Origin of the sequence: Mycobacterium sp. RTGN5 (assembly GCF_033804465.1) — a bacterium.
Classification (GTDB): domain Bacteria; phylum Actinomycetota; class Actinomycetes; order Mycobacteriales; family Mycobacteriaceae; genus Mycobacterium.
This window is the reverse complement of sequence record NZ_JAPZLA010000002.1, coordinates 513,417-535,130: the sequence shown is the minus strand read 5'-3', so window position 1 is coordinate 535,130 and position 21,714 is coordinate 513,417. Positions and strand designations below refer to the sequence as shown.

At 66.0% G+C, this 21,714-nt stretch carries 26 protein-coding genes; 20 read left to right on the top strand and 6 right to left on the bottom strand.

Translation table 11 applies throughout. The annotated features are described in order from the left end of the window. Nucleotides 1–49: 49 nt before the first annotated feature. From SLQ31_RS15220 to SLQ31_RS15190, 7 genes are all read left to right on the top strand, one after another. Nucleotides 50–664, top strand: coding sequence for a peroxidase-related enzyme (locus SLQ31_RS15220; RefSeq protein WP_319433986.1), 615 nt, complete (start codon nt 50–52; stop codon nt 662–664). A 43-nt stretch (nt 665–707) separates the two neighbouring features. Then, nucleotides 708–1,139 carry a pyridoxamine 5'-phosphate oxidase family protein gene (locus SLQ31_RS15215; RefSeq protein ID WP_319433984.1) on the top strand — a complete coding sequence of 144 codons (432 nt, stop codon included), beginning with the start codon at nt 708–710 and terminating at the stop codon, nt 1,137–1,139. A gap of 91 nt (nt 1,140–1,230) precedes the next feature. Beyond that, the gene (locus tag SLQ31_RS15210) at nt 1,231–1,563 is read left to right on the top strand and encodes a hypothetical protein (protein ID WP_319433982.1); all 333 of its coding nucleotides are present in this window, start codon (nt 1,231–1,233) and stop codon (nt 1,561–1,563) included. 210 nt (nt 1,564–1,773) lie between these two features. Then, nucleotides 1,774–2,379: a hypothetical protein gene (locus SLQ31_RS15205; RefSeq protein WP_319433980.1), complete on the top strand. Its 606-nt coding sequence runs from the start codon at nt 1,774–1,776 to the stop codon at nt 2,377–2,379. A gap of 106 nt (nt 2,380–2,485) precedes the next feature. Continuing rightward, on the top strand, nt 2,486–2,749 hold the full coding sequence (locus SLQ31_RS15200; protein WP_319433978.1) for a hypothetical protein: 264 nt from the start codon (nt 2,486–2,488) through the stop codon (nt 2,747–2,749). Nucleotides 2,750–2,868: 119 nt separating this feature from the next. Next, a complete protein-coding gene (locus SLQ31_RS15195; protein ID WP_319433976.1) occupies nt 2,869–3,330 on the top strand; it encodes a DUF5078 domain-containing protein in 462 nt (153 codons plus the stop codon). A 145-nt stretch (nt 3,331–3,475) separates the two neighbouring features. After that, nucleotides 3,476–3,985: a hypothetical protein gene (locus SLQ31_RS15190; RefSeq protein WP_319433974.1), complete on the top strand. Its 510-nt coding sequence runs from the start codon at nt 3,476–3,478 to the stop codon at nt 3,983–3,985. Nucleotides 3,986–3,992: 7 nt separating this feature from the next. On the opposite strand, the gene SLQ31_RS15185 is transcribed toward SLQ31_RS15190, so the two are convergent. Next, a complete protein-coding gene (locus SLQ31_RS15185) occupies nt 3,993–4,625 on the bottom strand; it encodes an FKBP-type peptidyl-prolyl cis-trans isomerase (protein ID WP_319433972.1) in 633 nt (210 codons plus the stop codon). Nucleotides 4,626–5,042: 417 nt separating this feature from the next. On the opposite strand from SLQ31_RS15185, the gene SLQ31_RS15180 reads away from it, so the two are divergent. The 5 genes from SLQ31_RS15180 (at nt 5,043) to SLQ31_RS15160 (ending at nt 10,446) form a co-directional block, all read left to right on the top strand. Next, complete coding sequence (locus tag SLQ31_RS15180) at nt 5,043–6,236, top strand: S1C family serine protease (protein WP_413642302.1); 1,194 nt, start codon at nt 5,043–5,045, stop codon at nt 6,234–6,236. Nucleotides 6,237–6,349: 113 nt separating this feature from the next. Next, nucleotides 6,350–6,841, top strand: a complete 492-nt coding sequence (locus SLQ31_RS15175) for a hypothetical protein (protein WP_319433968.1) — start codon at nt 6,350–6,352, stop codon at nt 6,839–6,841. 67 nt (nt 6,842–6,908) lie between these two features. Then, on the top strand, nt 6,909–8,510 hold the full coding sequence (locus SLQ31_RS15170; protein WP_319433966.1) for a S53 family peptidase: 1,602 nt from the start codon (nt 6,909–6,911) through the stop codon (nt 8,508–8,510). Next, on the top strand, nt 8,507–9,709 hold the full coding sequence (locus tag SLQ31_RS15165; RefSeq protein ID WP_319433964.1) for a zinc ribbon domain-containing protein: 1,203 nt from the start codon (nt 8,507–8,509) through the stop codon (nt 9,707–9,709). The genes SLQ31_RS15170 and SLQ31_RS15165 overlap by 4 nt, the downstream gene beginning before the upstream one ends. Beyond that, the gene (locus tag SLQ31_RS15160; protein WP_319433962.1) at nt 9,706–10,446 is read left to right on the top strand and encodes a hypothetical protein; all 741 of its coding nucleotides are present in this window, start codon (nt 9,706–9,708) and stop codon (nt 10,444–10,446) included. The genes SLQ31_RS15165 and SLQ31_RS15160 overlap by 4 nt, the downstream gene beginning before the upstream one ends. Here the strand turns inward: SLQ31_RS15160 and SLQ31_RS15155 are convergent. Beyond that, a complete protein-coding gene (locus tag SLQ31_RS15155; protein WP_319433960.1) occupies nt 10,409–11,455 on the bottom strand; it encodes a sigma-70 family RNA polymerase sigma factor in 1,047 nt (348 codons plus the stop codon). The two genes, SLQ31_RS15160 and SLQ31_RS15155, sit on opposite strands and share 38 nt — an antisense overlap. Before the next feature lie 157 nt (nt 11,456–11,612). Between SLQ31_RS15155 and SLQ31_RS15150 the strand changes: the two genes are divergently transcribed. From SLQ31_RS15150 to SLQ31_RS15130, 5 genes are all read left to right on the top strand, one after another. After that, complete coding sequence (locus SLQ31_RS15150) at nt 11,613–12,332, top strand: SDR family NAD(P)-dependent oxidoreductase (protein WP_319433958.1); 720 nt, start codon at nt 11,613–11,615, stop codon at nt 12,330–12,332. Between the two features lie 34 nt (nt 12,333–12,366). Beyond that, nucleotides 12,367–13,113, top strand: a complete 747-nt coding sequence (locus SLQ31_RS15145; RefSeq protein WP_319433956.1) for an SDR family oxidoreductase — start codon at nt 12,367–12,369, stop codon at nt 13,111–13,113. Nucleotides 13,114–13,141: 28 nt separating this feature from the next. Then, on the top strand, nt 13,142–13,819 hold the full coding sequence (locus SLQ31_RS15140; protein ID WP_319433954.1) for a pyridoxal 5'-phosphate synthase: 678 nt from the start codon (nt 13,142–13,144) through the stop codon (nt 13,817–13,819). Between the two features lie 43 nt (nt 13,820–13,862). After that, nucleotides 13,863–14,906 (top strand): alpha/beta fold hydrolase, encoded by a 1,044-nt coding sequence (locus SLQ31_RS15135; RefSeq protein ID WP_319433952.1) that lies wholly within the window; start codon nt 13,863–13,865, stop codon nt 14,904–14,906. A gap of 75 nt (nt 14,907–14,981) precedes the next feature. After that, complete coding sequence (locus SLQ31_RS15130; RefSeq protein ID WP_319433949.1) at nt 14,982–15,659, top strand: class I SAM-dependent methyltransferase; 678 nt, start codon at nt 14,982–14,984, stop codon at nt 15,657–15,659. A gap of 4 nt (nt 15,660–15,663) precedes the next feature. Here the strand turns inward: SLQ31_RS15130 and SLQ31_RS15125 are convergent, their stop codons facing one another. Beyond that, nucleotides 15,664–16,491, bottom strand: a complete 828-nt coding sequence (locus SLQ31_RS15125) for a polysaccharide deacetylase family protein (RefSeq protein ID WP_319434668.1) — start codon at nt 16,489–16,491, stop codon at nt 15,664–15,666. A gap of 184 nt (nt 16,492–16,675) precedes the next feature. Here SLQ31_RS15125 and SLQ31_RS15120 point away from each other — a divergent pair, with 184 nt between their 5' ends. Further along, nucleotides 16,676–17,599 carry a TIGR03564 family F420-dependent LLM class oxidoreductase gene (locus tag SLQ31_RS15120; RefSeq protein ID WP_319433947.1) on the top strand — a complete coding sequence of 308 codons (924 nt, stop codon included), beginning with the start codon at nt 16,676–16,678 and terminating at the stop codon, nt 17,597–17,599. A gap of 38 nt (nt 17,600–17,637) precedes the next feature. On the opposite strand, the gene SLQ31_RS15115 is transcribed toward SLQ31_RS15120, so the two are convergent. Further along, the gene (locus SLQ31_RS15115; RefSeq protein ID WP_319433945.1) at nt 17,638–17,934 is read right to left on the bottom strand and encodes a hypothetical protein; all 297 of its coding nucleotides are present in this window, start codon (nt 17,932–17,934) and stop codon (nt 17,638–17,640) included. Nucleotides 17,935–18,138: 204 nt separating this feature from the next. On the opposite strand from SLQ31_RS15115, the gene SLQ31_RS15110 reads away from it, so the two are divergent. Further along, nucleotides 18,139–18,903: a cutinase family protein gene (locus SLQ31_RS15110; RefSeq protein WP_319433943.1), complete on the top strand. Its 765-nt coding sequence runs from the start codon at nt 18,139–18,141 to the stop codon at nt 18,901–18,903. A 54-nt stretch (nt 18,904–18,957) separates the two neighbouring features. Continuing rightward, the gene (locus SLQ31_RS15105) at nt 18,958–19,578 is read left to right on the top strand and encodes a hypothetical protein (RefSeq protein ID WP_319433941.1); all 621 of its coding nucleotides are present in this window, start codon (nt 18,958–18,960) and stop codon (nt 19,576–19,578) included. On the opposite strand, the gene SLQ31_RS15100 is transcribed toward SLQ31_RS15105, so the two are convergent. Together SLQ31_RS15100 and SLQ31_RS15090 are read right to left on the bottom strand one after the other, a co-directional pair. Continuing rightward, a complete protein-coding gene (locus SLQ31_RS15100) occupies nt 19,575–20,144 on the bottom strand; it encodes a metal-dependent phosphohydrolase (protein WP_319433939.1) in 570 nt (189 codons plus the stop codon). The two genes, SLQ31_RS15105 and SLQ31_RS15100, sit on opposite strands and share 4 nt — an antisense overlap. Before the next feature lie 715 nt (nt 20,145–20,859). Then, complete coding sequence (locus tag SLQ31_RS15090; RefSeq protein WP_319433935.1) at nt 20,860–21,645, bottom strand: class I SAM-dependent methyltransferase; 786 nt, start codon at nt 21,643–21,645, stop codon at nt 20,860–20,862. Between the last annotated feature and the right edge of the window lie 69 nt (nt 21,646–21,714).

Below are 21,714 nucleotides of genomic sequence, written 5' to 3'. Positions count from 1 at the left end.
CCTTCACAAAAGGATTGGGCAGCCGTGCCGTTGACGGCACAGTCGATCCATGACGACTACCGCTGACCCTGCAACCAGCCTCGCCCCGGGGCGAATCTCCCGCCTCGAGGTCCCCGAGGTCGACGCACTGAGCAATCAGGCGGTCAAGGGCTTCTTCACCCACCAGCAACGCGACGAAGGATTGACCTCGAACTGGTTCCGAGCGCTCTCCTTGAACGAAGACGATCTGGGCCGGCTCAACGGCTATCTGCTTCCGCTGCTTGGCACCGACGGACGCGGCGGCTTGACCGCACGCGAACGTGAAGTGATCGCGACGGTCGTCTCAGGGGAGAACCGGTGCGCGTACTGCCATACCAATCACGCGAACAAGCTGGGCAAGGTGGCCGGCGACTGGTCATTCGGCCAGCGGGTGGCCATCGACCACCACCAGGTGCACGAACTGACCGATCGTGAGCGTGGGCTGGCCGATCTCGCGATCGCGGTGAACAACAACCCACAGTCCATCCGCAACGACGACTTCGACGCGCTGCGCAGGCTCGGCCTCGACGACCACCTGATCCTTGAGGCGATCTCGATCGCGGCATTCATCGGGGCGACCAACCGGATCGGGATCGCGCTCGCGGTACCGCCCAATCCCGAGTACACCGGGGTGCCCCAGCACTAGGTTCATCAGGAATAGGCCGCCGGAGCGAAAGGTTTGCCGCTGTATGCCCAGAGAATTGACCGAGTCCGAGCGGCAGGAATTCCTGGCCGCCAAACATGTGGCGGTCCTGTCTGTCGCCGCTACCAACGGCCGGCCGCCGGCCAGCGTGCCGATCTGGTACGACTACACGCCTGGTGGGAACATCCGGATCACCACCGGCAGCTCGTCCCGAAAGGCACGGCTGATCAAGCAAGCGGGGGCCGTCGCGCTGGTAGTGCAAAACGAGGAACCGCCGTACCAATACGTGGTGGTCGAAGCCTCGGTTGCCGACGTCACCGACCCGACACCGCCGAAGGTTCTCGAGGAGATCGCGGTGCGTTACCTCGGTGAGGAGGGCGCCCGGCAGTTCGTTCAGAGCATGGACGGCCACGTCAACGTGCTGTTCACGTTCCGTCCGGATCGCTGGCTCAGCGCCGACTTCTCCGACGAGCTGTAGCAAGCCCCTAGTTGGGATCGGTAGGCGATCTTCGGTTCTTTACTTCTCGCAACGACGCCACAGAGGCGGCGAGTAACGAGAGGAAGAACCAATGAAGATCGTCCCGACTCCCATCGCGCAGCAGATCGATCGCGTCGACCGCCAATACAGCCTGGCCATCGGCATCAGCACAGGCCTGTTGGCGTTCTGGTCGATCTACCGGGTCATCTGGTCGATCTACCTGGCGCTGACCTACGACTTCGTCTTCGGCGCGCTGGTGTTCCCGATCGTCTTGTGGGGTGTGATCGGTGTCGTCGCAGCGCTCACGTCGATCGGCTTCGTCACCCGCCACCTCAAGGGATCGGCCACCGGCAGCGCCCCAAGCACCGAAAGTGCCCCCGGCACCGAAAGCGCCCCCGGCACCGAAAGCACCAAGGTCGTCTGATCGCCGTCCCCGGGTGCCCGGCGAGATTCGGCGGGCACCGGGGGAGCGCAGGGGAGCCCAGGGGGCCTTGAAACGGCCCGGCTCGCGCGGGCGATAGGACGGGAGTAGACAGGGTTTGCTCCAGGTACTGGGTTTTCTCCCGGCACAGCGATCGCCGATATATGCGACGATGCCCGTACGCCTGGCGTGATGGAGAGGACTGCCGGATTGATGACTGATGGGTTTCGCACCGCGCCATTCGTGCGCGCATTTCTGGTCGCAGGCTTGACCTTCGGCACCGCATTTGCCGGGTCCGCCACCGCTGCGGCCGACCCGATGACACCGACACCCATCCCAGTGCCATCGGATCCGGCAGCGGTTCCAGCAGGCCAGCCAGTCTCCGTGCCTGTCGACCCCGCGGCGGCACCGGCACCCGCGCTGCCGCCGCCGGGCGCACCGCCCTCAGTGCCCGAGATCGCCAACCCGGGCTACGGCTCGCAGAACACGCCCGGCGTCCTTGGGTCGCTCAAAGACATGTGGCATAACGTCCGGGACCCGTATTACGGGCCCGACGAGTCCGCATCGGCCAGCGGCTCCGTCGCGCCGCCGCCGGGGGCGGGCGCCCCGCCGCCGCTACCGCCCGGATTCAAGTCGTACACCGCGCCTGGTTCGGAGGCGCCCCCGAGCGAGTTTGGCCCGGGTAAGCCCCCGCCGCCCGGGACTCCCGCCCTGCCGCCGGGCTATTACTCGATCGGCGGGCCCCCGCCGCCCGGGTACGAATTCAATGGGTCCGCGCAGCCGGCCCCGATTACTGCCACACCTGCCCCGACTCCGTAGCGGCACGCCGCGTCCCACGTTTTGGCGGGGTAGGGGATTATCCGCGCCTGATGCTGGTTATATTTGCTAAGTATCTTCGATGACGTCTGAATGTGGGAGTCGGCTCATGGCCTTGATCAAGACCGCTTTGACCGCCGTCGGCGCACTCGCTGTTGGACTCGCGATCGGCATCGCGCCGGCCAGCGCTGACCCGCCGCCGCCGGACCAGAATGTCGGCGAGGTGGCGCCCGACTGGGCGCCGGGCAAGCCGGCAGAAGTCTGGGCCGGGCGCCCCGTCGTGTGGACCCATATGTGGGGCGGCCGCTGGGGCGTGTGGATCAACGACGGCTTCATCACGCTGTCGTCGAACCCGGTCACCAACGGCGGCTGACACTTTCCGCAGCGAAAGTCACACTCGTCACAAACACAGTCCGGCGCGGACCTAGGGTGGATACTGCGCAGTGGACCGCTATATAGTTAGTCCGCTTAATGGTTTAGGGCAGGAGAACGATGACCGGTTTGAAGCGTCGCGCAAAGCTCGCAGGAATGGCGTTGAGCGCAGTGGCGGCGGCGAGTCTGATCTCGGCCGGACCGGCCGGCGCCGACGCCAGCGACGACTTTCCGATCCCGCATCGCATCATCATCACTGCGTGCGACACCGAGCAGTACATGGCCGCGGCACGCGACACCAGCCCGGTGTACTTCGAGCGCTACATGATCGACCGCAGCAACCGGCCGCCAGAGGTGCAGCAGATCGCCTTCGACCGCATTCACTGGTTCTTCTCGCTCGATCCGGTGGCTCGCCGTCAGTACTCCGAGGACACCGCGACCAACGTCTACTACGAGTTCGTCGCGACCCGCTGGGGCAACTGGGCCAAGCTGTTCTTCAACAACAAGGGCGTCGTCGCCAAGGCCACCGACGTCTGCATGAACTACCCCAAGGGCGACATGTCCATCTGGAACTGGGTGTAGCTCCCGAGCTAATTTCTGGGCGGCGTAACACAGCCGTCAATTCCACCTATATACAGGCATCAATGACGATGCCCGGATGCACAGGTGGAAGATGAAGCAAACACAATCAACGGTAAATAGCCGCTCGCGCCTCGGTGGCGCCCTCGTGGCGGTCGCGTCATGCGCATCGATCGGCTTCGCGCCGGCGGCTGCGGCAGACCCGGTCCGCGTGCCCTGCGGCGTGCTCGGCCAGGTTCGGGAAAGCCTCGACAACGACATCAACGCCGGCATCGGCGGCGTGCGGATCGTCATCAGCTCGCCCTACGCGAGCGGCGCCGCACAACAACGCGACACCAACGTGAAACTCGCCATGATCAGCCATGGCGTTCACTACATGGAGGACGTCAACGGCCCCGGCATCGTCCCGGGGCTGGCGCCGGCGCTAGTCGATCTACACCGTGCCACCGACGACATGCGCGACGCCGTCGGAGCGCTCTTCGTGATTTCCGGTGGCTCCGGGTATGGCTATGGCTCCGGGGGCTACGGGAACTACGGGCCCACGGTGTCCAACGCCTGGCCGCAACCGTCCACGTGGACCGCCATCGACTATGCCGACCAGAAGAAGGACGACATCTACGCGCTGGTGAACGGCCTGCAGGGAACCTGCCTGCCGTAACCGCCCGCTATGAGGCGCTGAGGATCTTGATCGCGAAGACCAGGGTGTCGCCCGGAAGGATCCCGGCCCTGGGCTGCCCGTCCGGGTAGCCGTCGGCGGAGACCATGGCGACACCGACTGTGGATCCCACCTTCTGACCCGCGATGGCCTTCTGGAAGCCCGGCACAACCCCGTCGAGCGGGAAGTCTGCGGGCTCGCCGCGCTGATAGCTGCTGTCGAACACGGTCCCGTCGCGTCCGTTGACGCCCATGTAGCAGACCGAAACCGACGCTGTCGGGGCGACGACGGGCCCGTTGCCGGCCTGCAGCGTGTGCACCTGGGTCGCGGTGACGCTGAACGGTGCGGTCACCGTGACGACGGGCGCGGCGGTATCGGTGGATCCGGTGACCGCGACGCTGCCGGTGGCCCCTGGCAACGTCCACTCGGGAGTGCCCGCATTCGCGGGTGGTGTCGTCGGGCAGGTGGAATCCGGGCCGGCCGCCTGGGTCACCGAGGACGCCACGGCTGGGGCGGTGGAGGTCTTGCTCGCCGACGGAGTGCTGGTGTCGGAGCCGCATGCGGCCAGCGTCAAGGCGATCGACGCGGCGCAGGCTGCCAGCGCGACGGCGGAGGGCACACGGGAGGAATTCACGGTCGCCACGCTACAGCCGCGTTGCCCGACGTCGGTTCACCGGCACCCATATTTGATCGACTAAAAAGTCTTGGGCAGAGTTGAACTAATTCTCAGCAAAGCCTCAGTCGGCGAAGGCACACTGCATTTAGGGCGCAACTGGCGCAAACATTAAGTTGTTATGAGAAAGAGAAGTCGAACGCGATGAGCTACCGGTCAGGGAATGCGCCACACGAGAACAACCAGCAATGGCGTCCGAAAGATGCTGTGAACCACACACATTCAAACCAATGGGATCAGTCCAGCTATCAGAATTATTACAATTCTTCTAATACAAGCCAGGCGTACCCGCCCGCGTACGGACCGCACACCGATATGCATGGCCAATTTGTGAGACCGGCATCACAGCAAAATCCGAGGCAACGGACGAAATCCCGTGCCGGCGTGTTGGTGTGCGGGACGGCTGCTATCGCCATGGTTGCCGGCGCCGCCGCCGTCGTCGTGGTCGACCATGTCGGGCAGCCGGCCGCCACAGTGGCGGCACCCAAACCGATCGCCGCCGGAGCACCGGCGCCGGCGACCGGGGCGGTCACTGCCCAGCCAACCGGCCAGGCGCCCGCCGGATCGGTCGAACAGGTCTCCGCCAAGGTGCTGCCCAGTGTGGTGAAACTGCAGATCAGCAGCGGGCAGCAGAGCGAGGAAGGATCCGGGATCGTCCTGAGTTCCGACGGGCTGATCTTGACCAATAACCATGTCGTGGCGGCCGCCGCGCAGGCAGCGGGCGGCCAGGGTCGGATGCCTGCCGAGGTTGGGCCCGGCGATGACGGCCAGGACGGTCCGAGTGCCCGGCCGTCTGGCCGGACCAACGGCGGTGTCGAAGCGACCGTGACGTTCTCCGACGGCCGGACCGTGCCGTTCACCGTCGTGGGCGCTGACCCGGCCGACGACATCGCGGTGGTTCGGGCGCAAGGCGTGTCCGGACTGACCCCGATCACCATCGGTTCCTCGAAGGACCTGAAGGTGGGGCAGAACGTCGTCGCAGTCGGCTCACCGTTGGGCCTGCAGGGCACCGTGACCACCGGCATCGTCAGCTCGCTGGACCGTCCGGTCGCAACCGGTGACGAACAGAGCGGTCAGCATTCGGTGATGAACGCCATCCAGACCGATGCGGCGATCAATCCGGGGAACTCCGGTGGCGCGCTGGTCGATATGAATGGCGACCTGATCGGTGTGAACTCGGCGATCGCATCCCTTGGCGGCGGGCAGGATTCGCAGGCAGCCCAAAGCGGTTCGATCGGGCTTGGCTTCGCCATTCCGGTGGATCAGGCCAAACGCATTGCCGACGAACTGATCTCCACCGGCACGGTCCAGCACGCCTCGCTGGGCGTTCAGCTCAGCTCGGACGAGAGCGCCAGGGGCGCGCTGATCGCCGGGGTTGCGGACGGCAGCCCGGCGGCGACGGCGGGCCTGCCGAAGGGTGCGGTGATCACCAAGGTCGACAGCCACGTGATCGATGGCCCGGAGTCGCTTGTCGCCGCGATTCATTCGAAGGCGCCCGGCGACAACGTCACGCTGACCTACAGCGACCCCTCGGGGGCATCACAAACCGTGCAGGTCACCCTCGGCCAGATGCAGTCCTGACAATTTGTCTTGGTGCCCAAGATAATTGGAGCGATGCTCCAATTATCTTGGGCACCGGTGGTTATAGTCCCTAGCGGTCAGCTATTTCAGCAGATACCAAGGGGAGCGCAATCGTGAACCGTACTGTCCGCCGGCTCGGCGTCGTCGTTGCACTCGGCGGCATTGCCGCCGCAGGCCTGCCAGGATGCTCCCCATCAGCGTCGAATACGCCATCGGCGACCAGCACCTCCACAAAACCCACGGTCACCGCGTCGGCCACGTCGAACGCACCCGTCACCTCGAGCACCGCATCGGCGACCGACTGCACGAAGGCCGGACTTGCCGACGCCGCCACCAAAGCCGCACAGGCCGTGGCGAACGACAACATCTACCGGATCGACGACGTGAAGTGCGCCGACGGCTGGGCGGTGACGAGCGGCTTGTGGTCCAGCAAGGCCAATCCCGAGATGGGGGCACCCACCACGCTGGTGTTCCAGCAGCAAGGCGCCCAGTGGGTGAATCAGGACAAGCAGAAGGTGTGCGGCACGAACGCGACGACCACCCCGGCACCCGCCGACGCCAAGATTCCCGCCGCACTGTACGAGTTGGGCTGCCTGACCGGCTAATTCGTCGACTAGAGTTTCGTTCGCGTACTCACTGGCCGGCGATGTGTCGAGGGGAGCACACGTACCGATGGGACGATCCGTACGACCACTGCGGGTTTCGCTCGCCCTGATAGCCGCTGGAGCACTTGTCTTTGCCGGGTTCCAGCTGCGGCCCCACTCGGATTGGGTGCTGCCGCCACCCATTTCGGGTCCATTCGCCACCCTCCTCGCGATTTCGACGAATCTTGGTGACTCGCAGGCACAGACGGTCGAGCTCACCGCCGAACTCAACAGTCCGCAGCGGCCCGATCGGCTCGAAGAATGGGCGGCGGCCAATGGCCTCTCTGTTCGGTGGCAGACCGGCGATCGGTGGGCGGTGGTGCAGGGGCCGCCCGCCCACGTCGCCGCGGCGTTGCGGGTGGCCGTCCGCGACTACCGCGGCCGGGCCGGGCAGGTGTTCTACGCCTCGCCCCAACAGCCCGCCGTTCCCGCATCGCTGACAGACACCGTCGCGGGACTGGGCAGGATCCTCAGCTACAGTCCCTACCACTCGAACAGCCCGTCGTTCCGTCCGTTGGACGTGCCCGACCACAGCCTGCCCCCGGACTCGCTGCGGACGACGTACAACGTGCGACCACTGACCGAAGCCGGCTACACCGGCAAGGGCACCACGATCGCCGTGTTCGGGTTCGACGGATTCGATCAGACGGACCTCGACATGTTCACCGCGACGTTTGGACTGCCGAAATTCACCCCGGAGATCGTCGGCGGCATGCCCGAACAACGCACCGGCGAATCCACGATGGATCTGCAAGTCGCGCACGCGATAGCGCCGGACGCCCGCAAGGTCCTCGTCAACTCACGGTCAACCGTCGCCGGCGGGAGTACCTACGTCAAGATCGCCGAGCTGATGCAGTCGGTGGACCGGCAATTCCCCGGCGCCATATGGACGTTGTCGATCGGGTGGGGCTGCGACAGGCTCATCACCGCTGCCGACCTCGCCCCGATCCGCAGCGCTATTTCCACCGCGCTCGCCCACGGCACAACGGTATTCGACGCGAGCGGTGACCTCGCCGGCCTGGAATGCAAACGGGGGCACGACTGGTCGGCACCGCCGGGCCCCGCAGATGTCGGGCTCGACGCCGTCGCATCCCTGCCCGAGGTGACCAACGTGGGCGGCACCACGTTGTCGACCGACGAGAACTACCGGTGGCTGAGCGAGCAGGCCTGGAGTGACGGCCCGCTTACCCAGGGGAGCGGGGGTGGGGTTTCCAGCCTCTTCGACCGGCCACCCTGGCAGGCAGGCATTTCCAGCACGACGAACACCGTACGCAGGCTGACGCCCGATATTTCCGCGGTTGCCGACAGCTCGACCGGTGCGATCATCGTGCAGCGCCAGCAGCTGGTGGTCGGCGGTGGCACATCGCAGGCCGCCCCGATCTGGGCCGGCATCGCCGCGGTGATGAACCAGTTCCTGGTGGCCAATGGCGGCCGACCGCTGGGCGAGCTTAACCCGATGCTGTACCGCCTGAAGGCCGGTGCGACCCGACCCGGGTTTCATGACATCACGTTGGGCACCAATGCCGTCGCGGTATCTCAGCCCGGCTACGACATGGTGACCGGATTGGGCAGCCCCGACGTCGACAACCTGGCCCGCAATATCCTTGAGGCACAACGGGGTGCGCGATGACCGAACATCCTGACGACCCGGCTCCCATCGCGACGATGCCGTGCTCGGCGTGCCAGCATGACGTCCCGGCCGGCAGATTCTGCGCACGCTGCGGCGCCCGGCTATCCCTGGCTCCAGGTGATCGCCCCGGGCCACTGCGGGTCAGCGCCTACGCTGCCGCACCGGGCGAAAACGTCCTACAGCCCTCGATCGTCAGCTCGTTGTTCCCGCACCTACCGCTTCGCTCACGCCGCGCGTTCCGGCTCGGCCTCCTGCTCGTCGTCGCTGTGCTGATCGCCTTCTGCGTGCTGCAGTGGTACGTACCGATGCTGGCCCTGGCCGTCTTCGCGCCACCGATACTGGTGGCGATCTACCTGGTCGAATCCCGCCTGCTGGCCGATCTGCCGGCCTGGGTCTGGGCGCTGACCGCCGCGCTCGGCGTTGCCGCCGGGTTGGGTTGGGTAACCCTGACCGATGCCATCGTGCAGGAGACCTACAGCCTTGGACTGGGTACCCAAGTCCCGACGACGCGCCTGGTGCTCGACGCGGTGGTCATTCCGTTCGGGGCGCTGCTGGCGATGCAGCTCCCCGCGATCGTCGTCCGGCTGGCCAGAAGTCCCGTCCGAGAATCGCTGCACGGCTTCGTCATTGGCCTAGTGGGTGCCACCGCATTCACGATCGCCACGGACATAGCCAGGTTGATTCCGCAGATCGGCGATGCCACGGTGACGGGCGATCTACCCATCGCGGAAATGTTTCTCCAGGCCGGCGTTCGGGGCATCACCGAACCGTTGACGGGCTTAGCGCTCAGCGGCCTCGTCGGCGCCGGCCTGTGGTACGCCAGGCGCGACGGCCCCGATCGCCGTGGAGTGCTGGCGGTCGGCGGTCTCGGTGTGGTTGTCGGCGCGGCGGCGTACGCCTGCGTCGGCCTGGCCGAGGCCTATCGGCTACCCCCGTATGTCCAGTTCGCGGTGCACGTGGTGTTCGCGGTCGCGGCGCTCGTCGCGCTACGCGTCGGCCTGCAACTGATGATGTTGCGGGAGGAACACGCCGTCACCTACCCGGAGCTGCCGATCCTGTGCATGTGGTGCCAGCATGTGGTGCCCGACACCAAGTTCTGTCCTGCGTGCGGCGTTGCCTCCCACGCGTCCTCGCAGACCTCGCGAGCGGCCCGTCGACAGGACCGGCCGCAGCCGCACATCGAGTTGGTGGAGCGATGAGCGCCCCCACCACAGCGCAGCCCGTTGAGCTCTTCCCCGGCTACTCAGTGCAGTCCGGCTCGTATACGGCTGGCCCGCAACGGTTCACCTCGCTGCCCCGGATGATGCTGACCCTGGTCGTCAGCCTGACTGTGTTGGTCGGTGCCTCGACGGCGGCATGGGTGGTGGCTGCCGGGCCGACGGTTCGCTACAGCTGCCCACCGGATTGCGGACGGCCACCGGCCGGGATGCCGGTGCAGGCCAATCCGCGCTTCGTCTCGGCCGATGGCGAGTTCTCGGTGTCCTACCCGGCACCAGGTTCGGCCTACAACGTCACGATGGAGGACGACGGCGTGTCCGCGGCGTACACGGGCGGCGACGGCGGGGTGATGGAACTCTTCAGCGTTCCCGCCCAGGGCCGCTCGGCCGAGGACGTGATGGACGACATTCTCAGAGACAAACAACCCGACGCGACGGTGGCCTACGTATTGCCCAACACCACAGTGGGTTACCAGCTCGGCTTCGGTCAGGTCCTGGATGTCTACCCGCAGGGCGGCACATCGGTGACGCGAACGCGCATTGTCGTGATGGTGGCGGTGAAGAACGACCTTGCTCTCGTCGGCGCCGCCGTCGGCCCGTACCGCAAGTTCGGCCCCGGCGACGGGCCCGGGGTGCCATCGGGCGCCAATCTCGAACTCGCCCAGGATCTGGGCAAGTACGTCAACAGCTTTCTCTGGAAGGGCGATCCGCCCCGGTAACCACGGCCGGGAGGGAGTGCGGCAGCCCGCACAGGGGAAGCATGTCGTTGTCGAAACGGGTCAGTGCACTGATGCGGCTGCTACGCAGGGTGAGGACCAGCAATCCGGCCCCATGGCGGATGCCACCGTCACCGGAGTGGAGATAGGCCCCGAATGCCGGCTGGCCGTTGGCCTGCGTCGATATCAGGTCGTAGCGACGGCCGCGATGAAACATGGTGGCGTAGAAGTCGGCCACGGCTGGGCGGCCGTGGTATTCGAGCGGGATTGGCGGCATGGAGAGTCGGACGTCCTCGGTGAGCAGGGCGACCAGAGCGTCGACATCACCGGCTTGATATGCGCGGACGAAGTTCGCGACCAAAGCCCGCTCCGCCGGGGAATCCGGCGCCACGGGCTGTTCGTCCTCGGCTGGCAGATGCCGCCGCAGGGCAGCGCGGGCCCGTTTGAGGGCACTGGTCACCGACTCAGTGGTCGTGTCGAGCATGTCGGCCACCTCCACGGCGTGATAGCCGAGAACCTCGCGAAGAATCAGCACGGCACGCTGGCGGGCGGGCAGGACCTGCAATGCGGTGATGAATGCCAGTGAGATGGCTTCGGATTGTTCAAGGCGGGCCTCCGGTCCGAGCGGCGCGACGAAGGCGTCAGCGGGCAGGAGAGCGTCAGGATATGGCTCAAGCCATACGATTTCGCCCAGCTGGGTCGGTGGGGGCAGTTCGATGTTCGGAATGTTCCACTCCTTGGCCGGGCGTCTTTTGACCGAACGAAGCGCGCTCAAGCACTGGTTCGTGGCGATTCGGTACAACCAGGTCCGTATCGAGGCCCGACCCTCGAATCGGTCGAGACCTTGCCAGGCGGCCAACATCGTGTTCTGCAACGCATCCTCAGCGTCGTGCACCGATCCGAGCATCCGATAGCAGTGCACCTGTAGCTCGCGACGGTACGGCTCGGTCAGGTCCCGGAACGCGTTGCCGTCGCCGGCGCGCGCCTTAGCGATCAGGTCGGTTGTCACCACCCGTGTCACCACTCTTTCGTCGGGTATGTGCGCGGTTGTGCATCGCGCCTTTCAGTATGGACGTCGGGAACGTCCCGAACTGGGCGCTAAATGTGGGCCCAATTTCACGACAACGCTGCGTCTGCATCTTCGACAGGTAGATAACCGAGGAGGATGCATGACCGTTTCAGGCAAGACAGTTCTGGTGACCGGTGCCAACCGCGGGATTGGTGCAGCGCTGGTCGAGGAGGCCCTGAGCCGTGGCGCGGTGCGGGTATACGCGGCCGCGCGCCAGCCGGTGGCGCACCCGGACCCGCGGGTGACACCCCTGCGGTTGGACGTGACCGATGCCGGTCAGATCCAGCACGCCGTCGAGGAGGTCAGATCTCTCGACATCTTGGTCAACAACGCCGGTGTGGCACGCTATGACGATCTGAGCGACCGCGCCGTGCTCGAGGAACACCTCGCCGTCAACCTCTTTGGCGCACATGCCGTCACGCAAGCGTTTCTGCCCTTGCTTGCGGATGCGCGGGGAGCCATCGTCAACAACCTGTCACTGAACGCAGTGGCGCCGATGCCACTCATTCCCTCCTATTCGATCTCGAAGGCGGCCGCATTCAACATGACTCAGTCTCTGCGGGCACTTCTGCACGGTCAGGTTCGTGTTCACGCAGTGTTGACCGGCCCGGTCGACACCGACATGTCCCGAGGCCTCGACATACCGAAGGCATCTGCGAAATCGGTGGCGCGGGCCATTTTCGACGGAGTCGATCAGGGCGCTGAGGAGATCTTTCCCGATCCGATGTCGCAATCCGTTGCGCCGAGCTGGCACGCGGGTGTGGCCAAGGAGCTTGAGCGGCAGTACGCGGGCTTGTTGAACACCGAGCCCGCCCGATAGCAGCGCACCAACATCGAATTGGAGGACACCAGAAATGAACGAATTATCAGGCCAGACGGCCGTTGTGGTCGGTGCGAGCCGAGGGTTGGGTCGGGGAATCGCGCAAGCTTTCGCGCAGGCCGACGCGTCGGTGATCGCGGTCGCGCGCAGCGGACCGGCCCTTGCCGACCTGTCGGCCACTGACGACAACATCCACGCCGAGGTTGTCGACGCCGCGGATCCCACTGCGGCGTGGGACCTGCTCGACCGCTACGTGCCGAACGTCCTCGTCGTTGTCGCCGGCGCCAATCCAGTGGTGCGCCCGTTGCAGCACCACACGTGGGAAACGTTCTCGGTCAACTGGAACAGCGATGTCAAGATCGCGTTCACCTGGCTGCGCGAAGCCCTGCTGAAGCCATTGCCTGCTGGCAGCCGGGTAGTGGTGATCAGCAGCGGAGCGGCTCTGAACGGATCGCCTGCGAGCGGCGGATACGCCGGATCGAAGGCCACCCAACGATTCATCGCCGAATACGCCCAGGAGGAGTTCCGGACTGCGGGCCTGGACGTCACCGTGACGACCGTGATGCCGCGAATGACGCCGCACGGGGACGTCGGCAGGCGAGGAGTGCGTGGATACGCCGCCCGCACCGGCCAGAGCGAAGAGGCCTACCTCCAGCAGCTGGGCGAGGTGCTGACACCGGAGATCGCAGGCACGTCGCTGGTCAGCCTGGTGCAGGCGGACCCGACGACCCTGCCTTCGGCTTATGTGCTCACCGGTGCCGGGCTCCGGGCACTGCCCTGAGCACCAGAGGGCACGCTACGGTCAGACGGTGGGCAACGACGGTTGGTCTGATGACGACGGCGGACGTGCGTACCTACGGGCCTTGCCGGTCCTGTCGGGGACCGGCCGTGGTTTCGAGGTCGATGAGGCTCCCGCCGAACCGATTTCGCTGTTTACGGCATGGCTGCGCACGGCCGTCGACGCGGGAGTTCCCGAGCCGCACGCGATGACCATCTCGACCGTCGACGCGCAGGGCATGCCGCGCGCCCGGGTGCTCATCCTGAAGGCGGTCGACGACATCGGGTGGCATTTCGCGGTCAGCTCGGTGAGCCAGAAGGGTCGCGACCTCGCCGCCCATCCCGTTGCCGCACTGACCTTTTACTGGCCCGCGCTGGTGCGGCAGGTCCGGGTAGTCGGCACTGTCGTCAGCGACGGAGCAGCGGCAAGCGCCGACGACTTTCGCGCGCGCCCCTTGGGATCGCGGGCAATGGCGTTGACGCTGCGCCAAAGCCAGCCGATGCATGACGCCGGCGAACTCGACAACGAAATCGCCAAGGCCCACCACCGCCTCAGCGACGAGCCCGATTACGTTCCGGATGAATGGACGTCCTACGCGGTGCGCCCCGACGAGGTCGAGTTCTGGGAGGGCTCACCGGATCGCCGGCACCGCCGGCTGTCCTACAGCCGGGTCGACGGCGGCTGGGACCGCACGCAGCTCTGGCCCTAGTTTCACGGGCTGCAGCCACTCCGGCGTCGTACGCTCGCAGGCGATGCTCGACAAGTCCGAGATTCGATTCCTGCCCGTCGGCGACCGGCGTCTGGCGTACGAGGTGCGCGGGGACGGCCCGCCTTTGGTGGCGCCCGCGTGGTGGGTGAGTCATCTCGAACTGGACTGGCAAAGCGCCGATGTCAGGCGATTCTGGGCAGGCATCGCGGAGGGCTACACCCTGATCCGCTACGACCGGCTCGGGGTTGGGATGTCGGACCGCGACGTGCACGACTCCGATCTCACCCTCGACAGTGACGTCGCAACGCTCAGTGCACTCCTCGATGAGCTCGCGCTCGATCGGGTCTCGCTCATCGGTGGCTCATCCGGCAGTTGCACGGCCGTCGCGTTCGCCGCGACGTTCCCGGAGCGCGTCGAACGTTTGGTGCTGTACGGGTCGTACCCCCACGGCGACGTGATCACCGCGCCCGGGGTCGGAGACGCGATCGTGGGGGCGGTTCGCGCCCATTGGGGACTGGGTGCGCGGATGCTCAGCGACATCTTCCTCGGCAGTGCCGAGCCGGCAGAACACGATCGCTTCACCCGGCTGCAGCGCGAGTCGGCGACCGCGGAGACTGCCGCCGCAATGCTGGACATGGTTTATCGGCTGGACGTTCGTGCGCACCTTCCCCTCGTCCGCGCGCCGGCGACTGTCGTGCATCGCCGCGACGACCGTGCCATGCCCTACCGGCTCGGCCGTGAAGTCGCAGCCGCGATTCCCGGCGCGACGTTCATCCCACTGCACGGCCACCCGCACTTCCCGTGGCACGGCGACGTCGATTCCGTCGTCCGTGCCTGCCGCCAGGGGCTGGCACCGCATCAACCACCCGCCACCGATTCGGACCCGTCCGAACCGGTCCTGTTGTCGGATCGCGAACGTGAGGTCCTCGCCTGTGTCGCACACGGTCTCGGCGACCGCGAAATCGCCCAGCAGCTTCAGCTGAGCCCGCACACCGTGCACCGCCACGTCGCGAACATCCGGCGCAAGCTCGGCGCGACGTCGCGGACGGCGGCCGTGGCCCAGGCCGCGCGTCTGGGTCTCGTATAGCCGGAATGGGCCATCCCGCCAAGATGGCCGCCGTGCGGGATGCGCCGACGGCTCTCGGGCTCGTAGGTTCCCGGAATGACCGAGACCGCTGCTAACGAAACAAGCACTCACCGGCCGTCGAGTACGTCGTATTCGGCGTGGTTGCGCGTGATGGCGCTGGTGTACGACCCGTTTGTCTGGTTGGGGGAGGTGGTCGGCATGCGACGCCGCCGCCGGACCTTGGTGGCCGACGCGTCTGGGTGCGTGGTGGAGATCGGGGCGGGGACCGGACTGAACGTGGCGCACTATCCCGAGGGACTCACCGAACTTGTGCTCACCGAGCCGGAACCCGGTATGCGACGCAAACTCACCAGGAAACTGAGTCGGCGAGGCCTGGCGGCGCGGATCGTCGATACCCCCGCCGAAAGCCTGCCGTTCCCCGACGCGTCGGTGGACACCGTCGTGTCGACACTCGTGTTGTGTACGGTCGACAACCCGGAGCGGGCGCTAGCGGAGATCGCACGCATCCTGCGCCCCGGCGGGCGGCTGTTGTTCATCGAGCACGTCCGGGCGAGTTCGCGTTTTCTGGCGGCGTGCCAGGACGCACTGTTGAAACCATGGCGCGGCTTCGCGGGCGGGTGCGTGTGCAACCGCCCGACCGCGGAGCTGATGCGCGGCTGCGGGTTCACCGTCGTGGCCGACGCTCGAGTGTGGCGAGGGATGCCGGCGATCGTGCACCCCCTGATCGTGGGATCGGCGACCGTCAGCGCCTAGGCCCTCAGCCCCGGGGCAGGAACACGTCGTTGAGGGTGACCATCCGGATGTTGCGCGCGCGAATGATGTCGACGAGTTGTCCGTACACGTGGGTCACCGGCAGGTGGTTGAGATGGCCCAGCACGATCGCCCGGGGCGTGAAGTATTGGTTGGCCATCGTGACGATGTAGTCCTCGGTGATGACAGTGGAGTCGGCCAGCGATCCCGACCAGAGGGTGGGAACGGTGTAGCCGAGGTCCGCCGCGACGGCGTCGACCGCGGAGTTGTGCTTGCCGTAGGGCGGCCGGAAGTAGGGCGCGGCGTCGACGCCGTAGGTGTCCTTCATGAAGCGATCGTTGCGGCTGAGTTCGTCGCGAATTCGCGACGCCGACACCGTGGTGAGGTCGGGATGTGACCAGGTGTGGTTGCCGAGCTGGATCTGCCCCGAGTCGACCAGTGGCCGCAACGCGCCCCGGTTCTCGGTCCAGGACTTGTTGACCCCGTTGAGAAAGAACGTCAACCGAGCCCCGGTGTCGCTGGCGAAGCGAATGTAGCGGGCGACCACCTCACTGTTCACCCCGTCGTCGAGGGTCAGAGCCATGGTGTTGTCGTTTGCCGGTAGTCGGCTCAGCACACCACTGCCGGGGAGACGCACCCGGTGGCGGGGGTCGGGCGGAGGGAGCAGTCTCGATGGGGCCGGTGCCGCCGGCGCCGTCGCGGTCAGCACGCGGGGAGCGGGGCTCGGGGAGCCCGCATTGGCGCGGCCAGGCCGGTCAAAGACGAAGTCAGCTGCGGTAACGGCCCCGCCTGCCACCACGGTCGCGGCGAGCACCAACAACCGACGCCGACTCACGTCCTGCATATCCATCGCCCTTGTCATGGCCTCTCTGCACCAGCACCCGCCGTGCGGTGGCGGCGTGCACCGTAGCAGGTCCAAGCAAACACACGAACGTTGTCTTTCTGCTGTGAAACCCCGCTGAGCAGCGTGCTAGCCGAAAATCACCACGAATGAAACGACACGATGCATGCTGGGGGACATGCAGGTCAGTATGTTTGGGCAACTCAGCGGGTCAGGCAGTGGATCGCCGATCGATGTGACGATCGCGAATCTCGCGATGCTGCGCAACGAAGGCTTCAAACGCGTGTGGATGAGCCAATTGCCTTACGAGCCAGACCTTCTCACGGTTCTGGCGATCGCGTTGCGCGAAGTCGACACGATCGAGGTGGCCAGCGGCGTGGTGCCGATCCAGAATCTGCACCCGATGCTGATGGCGCAGCGCGCCCTGACGGTGAGCCTCGCCTCGGGTGGCCGCTTCATACTCGGGCTGGGCATGACCCACCAGGCGGTCACCGAGGGGATGTGGGGCATCCCCTGGGACAAGCCGGTGCGCAGGCTCAACGAATATCTGGACGGGCTGTTGCCGTTGCTCGCCGGTGAGCCCGCCGCGGCGGAAGGGGAGACGGTGACCACCCGCGGTGCGCTGATGATCGCCGGGGCGCCGCGGCCCGACGTCTATATCGCGGCGCTGGGTCCGCAGCTGCTGAAGATCGCCGGGAAACGCACGTCGGGCACCTGCACCTGGATGACCGGACCCAAGACACTGGCCGAGCATGTCGGCCCGGCACTGCGGCAGGCCGCCGCCGACGCCGGACGTGAAGGCGCGGTGCGCGTTGCCGCATCGTTGCCGATCAGCGTCACCGACGACGTCGACACCGCGCGCAAGCAGGCAGCCGAACAGTTCGCCATGTACGGCCACCTGCCGTCCTATCGCGCGATGCTGGATCGCGAGGGTTACGCAGGTCCGGAGGATGCCGCGATCATCGGCGACGAGGACACCGTCCGGGGTCGGCTCGACGAACTAGGCGCGGCAGGTGTTGACGAGTACGTTGCCGCGCCGTTCGATCCGTCCCCCGAGGGTCGGGCCCGTACGCGCGCATTGCTGCGGGCGTACGACTCCTAGCCCGACCGGATCGGAAAGAGCCTCAACGGCTTTGGTGGCTATCCCGGAAGGTTGATGGTCCGGCACGGACCACCCGGCACGCACGCGACACCGCCGCCAGGACCGGCAACGGCCCACGGACCGTTGGGGATTCCGGCAGAGACACGGCCGTCAGCGCCCGCCTGGGCTCCCGGCCCGCCGGGGATCTCGGCGCCCGCGCCCTGCGGGCCTGCGGAGGGAGTACACGGCGTGCCGTCCGGGTTGTAGCAACCCGGTGCCGGATCGGCGAAAGCCAGGGGCGCAGCTGCGATTCCAGCAGCAGCAACACCCGCGAACAGAACTGGTGTGAGCTTCAAGAGCTTCGCTTTTTGCATGCAAACCGACTACCCCGGGCGCGCGGATTACTAAACCAACCTAATTGAATCCCCGGCATCCCGTTGTGGCCCGAAACAAACGCTCCACGAGGCGCCGAGCATCCCCAGATGGCACCTTTTCTCGGGTGAGATAGATCACTTGACATTGCTGGAATCGCAGGTCACGGCTTCTCACTTATAGCAAGCATGAACACAGGACGACGGGCCCGCACCGCGAAGGTCATGCAATCGGCGATGTTCGTCGCACTCGCGTCGATCGGGGTCGTCGCAGGACCCGCCGCAACCGCCAACGCCGCCGAGGGCTCGTGCGCCGCGGTCGAGGTGGTGTTCGCCCGTGGCACCTTCGAGGCGCCCGGCGTTGGTGCCACCGGACAGTCCTTTGTCGATTCTCTGAACGCGCGGTTGCCGGGTAAGGCAGTCGAGGCCTACGGGGTGAACTACCCGGCATCGCTGAACTTCGGCCAGGCCGTGGACGGTGTCGCCGACGCGGCCAACAAGATTCAGGCGATCAGCGCAGAGTGCCCGGCGACCAAGATCGTGCTCGGCGGCTACTCGCAGGGGGCCGCGGTCGCGGGTTACACGACGTCGAGCACCGTGCCTGCCGGAATCGCGTTGCCCGCCAGCATCTCCGGCCCACTGCCTGCGTCCGTCGCCTCGCATGTTGCCGCCGTCGCGCTCTTCGGCACTCCCGACGACTGGTTCCTCGGCCTCGCTGACCGCAGCGCCCCGCCGATCGCGATCGGCGACTTGTATGTCGGCAAGACCATCCAGCTGTGCGCGACCGGCGACCCGGTCTGCTACCCCGGCGGCCTGGATCGCTCCGCCCACAGCACCTACAAGACCAATGGCATGGCCGACCAGGCAGCCGACTTCGTGGTGAGCAAGCTGGGCCTGCCCGCACCCTCGGCCACGCTGGTGCAGGCGGCCGCCAACGTCGATCCGGGCAACTGAGCGCTTTCTGCTTAATCGAGTGCAGCACCTCTGGACGTCGGTCACCATGTCCGGATGATCGGATCCCGTTCACTCGCCTCGATCGTGTCCGTCGTCGCCCTAGCCACAGGTGCCGTGGGCGTCGCGGCGTGTAGCCGAAGCCACGAGCCGGCTGCGCTGGACTACGCGGTCTACGGGGAGTTCTCGCTATCGAGCAAGCCGATGGTGGCCGGCTGGAACACCCGCGTGTTCAACAAGCGGGAAGTCGAGGAAGGCAAGAACATCAGCCTCGACGACCAGACCGGCGTTGTGACCCTCAAGCCTGGCCGCTACCACGTCACCGCCATGTCCCTCGTCAACTACGTCGACCCGGCGAATCCGACCGTCATCCCGACGGTGTTGGCGCCGCCGGCCGGTTATGCGCGCCTTCGCTATCTCAAGGACGCCCTGCCGCCGGATACCGTCCCGACCGCCGATGTGATCAACGCCAGCAACTCGAAGGCACTTTCGGTCGGAACGGGCAGCGACGCCAATGCACTCCCGAGTTTCATGGACACGTTCCTGAACGTCACCGACGAAGCCAAACTTGTTGTCGAGCACCAGGTGGGCGAAGACGTGAAGGGTCTCTACTTACAGGTGAACGAGAACAACTCGGTGTGGCACATCAACGCGCGCATCACCATTCAGCGGCTCTAGCGCGCTAGCGACCAGGGTTCGCGAGCGAAGATCTCCTCGACCATCGGAGCGAAGAACTCAAGCGGCCGGTGCTCGAACCGCGAGTCGAAACAGTTCTGGTCGTACTTCTCGCAGAACTCCACCGCATCGTCGAACCACGGGTGCCCGCGGTACTTGTCCCTGGCGTCCCGCACACCACCCAAGTGCGGCGCGTAGTAGTACTGCTGAAATTCGGGGTGCACCTTGACGATCCAGGCCGTGCGTTCCGACACATACGGTGCGATGACAGCTGATGCGAAAGCGCCATGAGCGAAAGGCGCGTAGGTGTCACCGATGTCGTGCAGCAGCGCCGCGACGATGTACTCCTTAGCGCGGCCGTCGTCGTAGGCCCGGGTGGCCGACTGCAGCGTGTGCTCCAGCCGAGTGACCGGATAGGCCTGTTCGCCGTCGGCGAGTGCTTCGACCAGTTTGAGGACGCGGGGCACCAGGCCTGCGTTGTTGGCCGCCTCGGCTCGATCGATGAGCGCGTAATCTTCCGCGGTGCCCTCGGCCATGGTGCGATAGGTCGCACGGGTCTGCGTGCTCATCGCCGACTCCTCTCGAAACTGTCCAGACAAACCGTAGCTGCGAGTTGTTTCGACTGCATGTCGCGGTTTGAGAGCGCCCTGAACGGGGCAGGCTGAGGTCATGGTGAAGCTCATACGTCGCTCAACAATCCTGGCGGCCGCATTTGCCCCGATCGCCGCTCTGTCATTAGTGGCCCCCGCAGCCGGTTCGGCGGATCCGCTCAATTGTCAGAACGGGGAGTGGTGGGATCCGGTCGCCAACGTGTGTCAACCGCCGGCCGGACCGGTGCCCCTGAACTGCCAGAACGGCGACTGGTGGGACCCGGGCGCCAATGTGTGCCGGCCGCCGGTATCACCGGTGCCACTGGGCTGCGACCCCGGCCAGTACTGGAATCCGATAACCAATGTCTGCCGGCCGCTCGGTCAGTACTAGCTGATGCCCTGATACGGCCCTGACATGACAAAGCCCCGCCGAAGCGGGGCTTGGTCTGCGGTGCTTAGGAGCAGGCGAGCTGGTGGCGCTCGGTGTTCGCCGCACCCTGGCGGACTCCGAAGACTGCCAGCACGATCTTGGTGGCGTGAGCCATTTTCTTCTCTTTTCGTTTCTCGGTCGGTGTCTCCGGCCTGGTGATAACTGTGCCAAGAGACGGGGCTGGCGTCTGTCGGGCGAATGGCCCCCACGGGGGCTGAATCGGATGTCCACCGATTGGGGGACAGAGTTTGATCGTGGCCAGACTCAGATAGGGAGGACGACCAGCTCCACCGCGTAGGCCTCCTCGACGACTCCGTCGGGAAACGCGTTGAGCAACAAGTCTCGTTCGTCGTCAATGAACCGGCGGCGAATGTCGGGCGGGAGGCCCGCGATATTCGACTGACTGGCCAGGTACGTCACATGATTGTCGAGGGACGTGAGCCGGGTCCAGTGCAGACGACGACTGAGCGGATTCGCACTCGGATGGCAGCGCCGTAGGACGTCGGGGACCGTGACGCCGGGGGCAAGATAACCGGGATGCACTCCCGGGAACGGGGGAATCGGTGCGCACGCGAGCATCCGCCGTTCCTGATCGACAACCCACTCGACGTCGGGATCAATGATGTTCCAGAACAACACCAATGCGCCACCGGGCCGCAACACTCGCGCCGCCTCGGGCACAGATTGCGTCGGGTCTGTCCAATGCCAGGACTGCGCGTAGGTGATCATGTCGGCGCTCGCGGACTTGACCGGCAACACTTCGCCGACTGCTCGCACTAAGGGAACCTCGGGCAACGACTGGTGGAGTTGGTTGGACATGGCGGCCCCAGGCTCTACAGCGACCACCCGTGCACCGCGCTCCAACAAGAGCCCGGTCGCGATTCCTGTTCCGGCACCGACATCTACGACCTGAGCGCCGCGCAGCGGGCTGCCGGTCAATTCTTCGATCGCCTCGAACAGAGGCGGGGGATAGCCTGGACGGCTTGCCGCATAGCTGCCTGCGACCGACTCGAATGCCGATACCCCGCGTCGCCGACGCTCAACAGCCATGCCACGTAGTGTCGCGCATCCATCCGACCGCGAGCATCAGATCACCACGATTGCCCTCACCAGCGGTAT

What these genes read in the sequence shown, in the direction of transcription:
- SLQ31_RS15090 (WP_319433935.1), bottom strand. Translation starts at nt 21,645, where the DNA reads ATGGCTGTTGAGCGTCGGCGACGCGGGGTATCGGCATTCGAGTCGGTC.
- SLQ31_RS15200 (WP_319433978.1), top strand. Translation starts at nt 2,486, where the DNA reads ATGGCCTTGATCAAGACCGCTTTGACCGCCGTCGGCGCACTCGCTGTT.
- SLQ31_RS15135 (WP_319433952.1), top strand. Translation starts at nt 13,863, where the DNA reads ATGCTCGACAAGTCCGAGATTCGATTCCTGCCCGTCGGCGACCGGCGT.
- SLQ31_RS15120 (WP_319433947.1), top strand. Translation starts at nt 16,676, where the DNA reads ATGCAGGTCAGTATGTTTGGGCAACTCAGCGGGTCAGGCAGTGGATCG.
- SLQ31_RS15215 (WP_319433984.1), top strand. Translation starts at nt 708, where the DNA reads ATGCCCAGAGAATTGACCGAGTCCGAGCGGCAGGAATTCCTGGCCGCC.
- SLQ31_RS15105 (WP_319433941.1), top strand. Translation starts at nt 18,958, where the DNA reads ATGATCGGATCCCGTTCACTCGCCTCGATCGTGTCCGTCGTCGCCCTA.
- SLQ31_RS15130 (WP_319433949.1), top strand. Translation starts at nt 14,982, where the DNA reads ATGACCGAGACCGCTGCTAACGAAACAAGCACTCACCGGCCGTCGAGT.
- SLQ31_RS15195 (WP_319433976.1), top strand. Translation starts at nt 2,869, where the DNA reads ATGACCGGTTTGAAGCGTCGCGCAAAGCTCGCAGGAATGGCGTTGAGC.
- SLQ31_RS15170 (WP_319433966.1), top strand. Translation starts at nt 6,909, where the DNA reads ATGGGACGATCCGTACGACCACTGCGGGTTTCGCTCGCCCTGATAGCC.
- SLQ31_RS15145 (WP_319433956.1), top strand. Translation starts at nt 12,367, where the DNA reads ATGAACGAATTATCAGGCCAGACGGCCGTTGTGGTCGGTGCGAGCCGA.
- SLQ31_RS15100 (WP_319433939.1), bottom strand. Translation starts at nt 20,144, where the DNA reads ATGAGCACGCAGACCCGTGCGACCTATCGCACCATGGCCGAGGGCACC.
- SLQ31_RS15150 (WP_319433958.1), top strand. Translation starts at nt 11,613, where the DNA reads ATGACCGTTTCAGGCAAGACAGTTCTGGTGACCGGTGCCAACCGCGGG.
- SLQ31_RS15220 (WP_319433986.1), top strand. Translation starts at nt 50, where the DNA reads ATGACGACTACCGCTGACCCTGCAACCAGCCTCGCCCCGGGGCGAATC.
- SLQ31_RS15165 (WP_319433964.1), top strand. Translation starts at nt 8,507, where the DNA reads ATGACCGAACATCCTGACGACCCGGCTCCCATCGCGACGATGCCGTGC.
- SLQ31_RS15160 (WP_319433962.1), top strand. Translation starts at nt 9,706, where the DNA reads ATGAGCGCCCCCACCACAGCGCAGCCCGTTGAGCTCTTCCCCGGCTAC.
- SLQ31_RS15110 (WP_319433943.1), top strand. Translation starts at nt 18,139, where the DNA reads ATGAACACAGGACGACGGGCCCGCACCGCGAAGGTCATGCAATCGGCG.
- SLQ31_RS15210 (WP_319433982.1), top strand. Translation starts at nt 1,231, where the DNA reads ATGAAGATCGTCCCGACTCCCATCGCGCAGCAGATCGATCGCGTCGAC.
- SLQ31_RS15205 (WP_319433980.1), top strand. Translation starts at nt 1,774, where the DNA reads ATGACTGATGGGTTTCGCACCGCGCCATTCGTGCGCGCATTTCTGGTC.